This window comes from Streptomyces pseudovenezuelae (genome assembly GCF_001513955.1).
GTDB classification, from domain to species: Bacteria; Actinomycetota; Actinomycetes; order Streptomycetales; family Streptomycetaceae; genus Streptomyces; species Streptomyces pseudovenezuelae.
Genome location: NZ_KQ948175.1, coordinates 1 through 723, shown reverse-complemented (window position 1 = coordinate 723; position 723 = coordinate 1). Strand labels below are relative to the sequence as shown.

1 protein-coding gene is annotated in these 723 nt (G+C 70.0%); it reads right to left on the bottom strand.

Annotated features, from left to right (window positions below):
* Window positions 1-666, bottom strand: coding sequence for a DUF4097 family beta strand repeat-containing protein (locus AQI94_RS42305; protein ID WP_062230368.1), 666 nt, complete (start codon window positions 664-666; stop codon window positions 1-3).
* Window positions 667-723 lie beyond the last annotated feature (57 nt).

Below are 723 nucleotides of genomic sequence, written 5' to 3'. Positions count from 1 at the left end.
TCAGAGGCTGCGGGCGGTGATGTCGCCGTGTGTGGTGGTGGCGCGGATGGTCAGGGGGGCGTCGGCGCCGTCGGTGTTCTTGAGGGTGTTGTGGATGCGGCCGTAGGAGGTGCCGGCGTCGAGGGTGGCGGAGGCGGCGGTGGCGAGGGTGATGTCGCCCATCTGCGTGGTGAGCACCAGGGGGCCGGTGACGGCTTCGGTGAGGGTGATGTCGCCCTTGTGGGTGCTGATGTCGGCGGGTCCGGTGAGGCGGCCGACGGTGATGTCGCTGTCGGTGGCGGTGAGGCGGATGCTCGCGGCTTCGTCGATCTTGACGGGGCCGTGGGCGCCCTGGAGGTCGATGGTGCCCAGGCGTCCGACGGCCCGGAACTCGGTGGCGGCGGAGGTGGCCCGCAGGTGGGAGCCGGCGGGCAGCCGGACGGTGATCTCGACGGCGCCGGAGGGTCCGAAGTACTGGTTCTTCGCGTGCGGGGCGGTGATCCGCAGGGTGTCGTCGTCGTGGGTGATCTCGATCCGCTCGGCGGCTTTGGTGTCGCGGTTCCTGGCGGGGTCGGCGGGCCGGATCTCGACCGTGGTGTCGGTGCGGTCGGCGGCGATGATCTGGAGGCGTCCGGCGGGGATGTCGATGGTGGTGGTGACGGGGGCCGGGGTGTGGAACGTCTGCATCAGGTGCTCCTGCGCTGGTCGCTGTTTCCGATGAACGAAAAGCTACGTTGCATTCAC

Bases quoted from the DNA above. Each gene is read 5' to 3' on its own strand.
- AQI94_RS42305 (WP_062230368.1), bottom strand. From the start codon at position 666: ATGCAGACGTTCCACACCCCGGCCCCCGTCACCACCACCATCGACATC.